At 67.8% G+C, this 5,246-nt stretch carries 3 protein-coding genes and 1 pseudogene; 2 read left to right on the forward strand and 2 right to left on the reverse strand.

Translation table 11 applies throughout. The features are described 5' to 3' along the window. A partial coding sequence (locus JWQ89_RS12885; protein ID WP_299641635.1) for a tetratricopeptide repeat protein occupies positions 1-1,218 on the reverse strand: 1,218 nt, incomplete at its 3' end. 180 nt (positions 1,219-1,398) lie between these two features. Here JWQ89_RS12885 and JWQ89_RS12890 point away from each other — a divergent pair. Further along, a complete protein-coding gene (locus JWQ89_RS12890) occupies positions 1,399-4,014 on the forward strand; it encodes a DNA translocase FtsK (RefSeq protein WP_299641636.1) in 2,616 nt (871 codons plus the stop codon). A gap of 1 nt (position 4,015) precedes the next feature. On the opposite strand, the gene JWQ89_RS12895 is transcribed toward JWQ89_RS12890, so the two are convergent. Then, a complete protein-coding gene (locus JWQ89_RS12895) occupies positions 4,016-4,915 on the reverse strand; it encodes a hypothetical protein (protein ID WP_299641638.1) in 900 nt (299 codons plus the stop codon). A 139-nt stretch (positions 4,916-5,054) separates the two neighbouring features. Between JWQ89_RS12895 and JWQ89_RS12900 the strand changes: the two are divergent. Beyond that, positions 5,055-5,246 (forward strand): annotated as a pseudogene (locus JWQ89_RS12900) (hypothetical protein); the annotation flags it as partial.

A 5,246-nucleotide genomic window follows, 5' to 3' on the forward strand; every position in this document is an offset into this window, starting at 1 on the left:
CAGCTTGCTGAAATTGTTGAAGCTGCCGAAGGTGACCACCCCATCGCGAACGGCCGGCCCGGGTGCGGGGTCGATCTCGTCACCGGGCGGCGAAAAGCAGAGATACGTACTCGGCATGCGCCAGGGCTTTTCCACCCACTGCCACTCTTCCGCCGGCGGAACCACCACGTCGTTGCACAGCACATAGTCCATCGCCGCCAGTCCGGTGGTCGCGAAATATCCGAGCCAGGTGAACTGCACCGGCGCAGGTTTCCGCGCGAACAGCCCCATCCGGTTGCCGGACGAGTGGCCCGACAGATCGCAAAGCACGTCGATCCCGTCCTCCTCGATCAGCGCGGCCGCCGCCGAATCGTTGATGCTGTCGATCTGCCGGAACACCGGAAGGCCCGCCTGCAGCTTCCGCGTGACCTCGTCGACCCGGCTGCGCGTATAGTAGGCATGGACCCGGTACTGTTCGGGGTCGATCTCCAGCAGGGGATCGAGGAACCGCGAGATCGAGGAAGACTTTAAGTCTCCCGAAACGATGCCTACGCGCAGCGGCCGGTCAGGCTCCGGCGTATTCCGGTGCGAGGACCGCATCTTTGCCTGCGAAGCCGCCAGCCCGCCGAACGCCCTCGCCTCCTCGACCATTTGCACGGGCGGAACATCCGACAGATAGTTGAGCACGAACAGCCGGGCCCCGGCCGCCTGCAGGTTGCCGGGATTGATCTCGAGCGAGCGGCTCAGCGCCTCATACGCCCCGGCGCTATCGCCCAGCTTGGTGAGCGCGGCCCCGAGCCGCGCCAGGATCGAGGCCTGCAGCGGCGCCCTGCCCTCGCTGAGCCCGGCGGCCCGCTCGAACCCCGCAACCGCCTCCTCCCGCCGGCCAAGCTCCGCCAGCGTCACGCTGCGATTGGCCATCGCCTCGGCGAAGTCGGGCGCCAGTTCCAGCGCACGGTCATAGGCCTCGAGCGCCTCCGGCGACCGGCCGGCCGCAGCAAGCGCCAGTCCGAGATTGCCATGAAACCGTCCGTCGTCCGGCCGCAGCCGGATCGCCTCGGCGATGCGCCGCACCCCCGCCTCGGCCTCGCCCTGCTGGAAGTCGGCGACCCCCAGGAGATGCAGCGCATCGGCATGCCCTGGATTGGCCGCCAGGACCTCCAGATAGCCCCGCCGCGCCTCCGCGAGGCGCCCCTGCTGGTGGTGTCGTACGGCCTCGGCATAGCGTTCGTCGTTCATTGCCGGGATCGTAGCCAACTCGCGCGACAAAGCAATTCAGCTGCCGCGGCATCGCGCTCGGTCATGCCGATCCCACCTTCCCGGTTAGCTCCGAGTTAACCCTAACCTCCTAGGATCAGCCTTCGATCGGCGCGCCGTCTGCGGCCGGTTCAGCGTTCCAGTTGTAGAGTGTACCAGACGATGCCGGCACAGCACCTGCTCGAAGACGCCCGCCGAGAAACTGTCCCCGCCATAGCGATTCGCATACCCGTCCGCCTGATGGGTGCGATCCTGCTTGGCGTCGTGGCCATCGTCCTCGTCTCGCTCGCCACCTGGTCGGTGGATGATCCGAGCTTCTCCTATGCTTCGGGCGAGCCGGCGCGGAACTGGCTGGGCTTTCCCGGCGCGGTGATCGCCGATTTCGCCTTCCAGGTCTTCGGGCTAGGGACGCTCGTCCTGCTCGTGCCGCCCGCGCTCTGGGGCTGGGGGCTGATTCGCCATCGCGTCGCCTCGCGCATGGGCCTTCGCCTCATCACCTGGATCGCCGCGACCCTGCTGAGCTGCGGCCTCTTCGCCTTCATCGCCGCGCCCCAGAGCTGGCCGCTGCCCACCGGGCTCGGCGGCCTCATGGGGACGGGCTTCACCAATCTCGCCGTGCTGGTCACCGGCGAATCGCCGCAACCGGTCACCGCCACCCTCTTCGCCATCATCATCGCCGCCCCCACCATCGCCCTGTTCTGGGTGGCTACCGGCCTCGGCAAGGTAAAGCTACCCGACATGCCCAAGGGCAAGGGCCGGGCGAAAGCCGGCGCCGGCAAGGCCGCCGCTGCGGCCGATCCCGAAGACGACGACTCCGACCGCGATTCCATCTTCGACGTGGTCCTCGGCGCCGCCGTGCACCTCGGCTACTCCGCCCGCACCGCCTTCCGCCGGGCCCGCGCCAGCCTTGCCGAGCGCCGTGCCGCCGAAGCCGAGGCCAATGCCTGGCGCGGCGAAGCGGTCGAGCCGAGCCTTCACGGCCGGGCCCCCTCGGTAAACGCCGAGCCTCCTCTCACCATCGAACGCCGCTCGATCGTAGCCGCCCACGAGGAGCCGCCCTTCGACGACTACCCCGAGACCGACGACGATTCCGCCGAGATGCCGCGCTGGGAGATGCAGACGCCGCTGCGCGGCCCCATGGCTGCCCGCAACGGCGCCCCCGCAGCCGCCTCTCCACGTGTCGCCGCCCCTGCCCCTCGTCCGCAGCCCGGCAGCCGCGCCGTGCGCGAAGCCCAGGGCTCGCTCCTCGACGAACCCCAGGGTTTCGAGCTCCCGGCGCTCAGCCTCCTCGCCCAGCCCAAGCACAAGGGCACCAGCCCCGAGCACGCCCCTGAACGGCTAGAAGCCATGGCGCGAAAACTCGAATCCGTGCTCGACGATTTCGGCGTCAAGGGCGACATCATCAACGTCCGCCCCGGCCCCGTCGTCACCCTCTACGAGCTCGAGCCCGCACCCGGCATCAAGTCATCCCGCGTCATCTCGCTCGCCGACGACATCGCCCGCTCGATGAGCGCCATCTCCGCCCGCGTCGCGGTGGTGCCCGGCCGCAACGCCATCGGCATCGAACTCCCCAACGAGCTGCGCGAGACGGTGTACCTGCGCGAAATGCTCGCCTCGTCGGATTTCGAGAAGATGAAGGGCAAGCTCCCGATCTGCCTCGGCAAGACCATCGGCGGCGAGCCGATCATCGCCGACCTCGCCCGCATGCCGCATCTGCTCATCGCCGGCACCACCGGCTCGGGCAAGTCGGTCGGCATCAACACCTTCATCCTGTCGCTGCTCTACCAGATGACCCCCGAGCAGTGCCGGCTGATCATGATCGACCCCAAGATGCTGGAACTCTCGATCTACGACGGCATCCCGCACCTCCTGACCCCCGTCGTCACCGACCCCAACAAGGCGGTCGTGGCGCTCAAGTGGGCCGTCCGCGAGATGGAAGACCGCTATCGCAAGATGTCGAAGATCGGGGTGCGCAACATCGACGGCTTCAACCAGCGCGTCTCCGAAGCCGCCCAGAAGGGCGAGGTCATCACCCGCACCGTTCAAACCGGCTTCGACCGCGAAACCGGCGAGGCGATCTTCGAGAGCGAGGAGTTCAACCTCGAGCCGCTGCCCTATATCGTCGTCATCGTCGACGAAATGGCCGACCTGATGATGGTCGCCGGCAAGGACATCGAAGGCGCCATCCAGCGCCTCGCCCAGATGGCCCGCGCCGCCGGCATCCACATGGTCACCGCCACCCAGCGCCCCTCGGTCGACGTCATCACCGGCACCATCAAGGCCAACTTCCCCACCCGCATCAGCTTCCAGGTGACGTCGAAGATCGACAGCCGCACCATCCTCGGCGAGCAGGGCGCCGAGCAACTGCTCGGCAATGGCGACATGCTCTACATGGCCGGCGGCGGCCGCATTCGGCGCCTGCACGGTCCGTTCGTCTCCGACAGCGAAGTCGAGGCGATCGTCGCACACCTGAAGTCGCAGGGCAGCCCCGATTACCTCGACTCGATCACCGCCGACGAGGACGAACTCGACGAAGACGGCGTCCCCGCCGGCGGCGACGACTACGGCGGCTCGGGCGACGGGCTCTACGACAAGGCCGTCAACGTCGTGCTACTCGACAAGAAGGTCTCCACCTCCTACATCCAGCGCCGCCTCGCCATCGGCTACAACAAGGCAGCGACGCTGATCGAGCGCATGGAGCGCGAAGGCGTCATCTCCGCCGCCAACCACGCCGGCAAGCGCGAAATCCTCGCCGGCGGCGGCACCGAGGCCTATTAGCCTAGATCGAGAACAGCCCCGGCGGCGCGGCATGCGTGATCACCGCCTGCATCGCCGCCCGGAAATCCTCGATGTTTTCGCTGCGATACAGCGAGCCGCCGAAGCGGGCGTTGATCTCGAACACCTTGAGCCGCCCGTCGGCACCCCGCCGGTAGTCGAACACTGCCGGGCCGCTATAGTCGAGCGCGACGAGGAACCGTTCGAGCTGCGCCTGCTCGTCCCCGTTGAGCTCATGCCGCCGCCGCCCGACGATGGTCGTCGGCCGCTGCACCCGCGTTACCGGATCGATGAGATACTGGTACGAGCAGTGCCACACCATGCGGCCGCCCCGCGCCACGCAGTGGGTGACGCAGTCGAGGTTGCCCTCGACCAGTTCCTGGATCAGCAGCCGATGGCCGGCCCAAGGCTCGACCTGCCGCAGTTCGGCCAGTTCCGCCGCCGAGCTCACCACGGCAACGCCGCTGCCATTGGCCATGCGCGGCCGCTTGATCACAGCCGGGAACCGGAGCTCCCTCTCGCCATAGCGCCGTGGCACCAGTTCGCCGAGCCCCTTCGCCTCGGCAAAGGCCGCGAACCGGATCTTGTCGTGACAGATCGCCACAGCCCGGCGGCTCGGGCTCAGGCCCCAGAACAGCCTAGGGTAGCGCTTGAGGTTGCGCTCGCGCAGCATGATGACGATGCTCTGCCGTCCCCCGGCAAACCCCTGCCGCAACAGCTCGCCCGTCGTTTCGGCGATCACCACCTCGCCGACGCCCTCGATCCCCTGCCAGACCGGGGCGCCCGGCGCCACCGCCTCTGCGTGATACCCCTCGTTCCTGCCGAAGATGATGATGCGATCGGGGCGCTGCGCCCGCGCCGCTAGGGCCCGGATCGCGCCGGTCAAGGTGCTGGTGAAAGCCATGGGTGCTGAAGCGTCAGGCGGAAAAGGACACAAGTATGAGGCGGGCGGCCATCGGGCCGACCCGGAACCTTCTAGCTGTTGCCGCAATTGCTAACTAGAGGCATCTTCCACCGTCAGGACCACGAAGGACCCCGCCCAGATGATCCGCCGCAGCTTCATCGCTTTTGCCGCCCTCCTCGCCGCCTTCCCGGCGCTTGCACAGGAACCGGGCGCCGCCGAGCCGCGAGCATTGACCGACGCCGAGCGGCAGCTGATCACCGAGATCAACCAGTACAATTCCACCATCAAGACCATCGTCGGCCGGTTCCTGCAGATCGACACCCAGGGCCAG

It is taken from the genome of Devosia sp., assembly GCF_028290645.1.
In the GTDB taxonomy this organism is placed as follows: domain Bacteria; phylum Pseudomonadota; class Alphaproteobacteria; order Rhizobiales; family Devosiaceae; genus Devosia_A.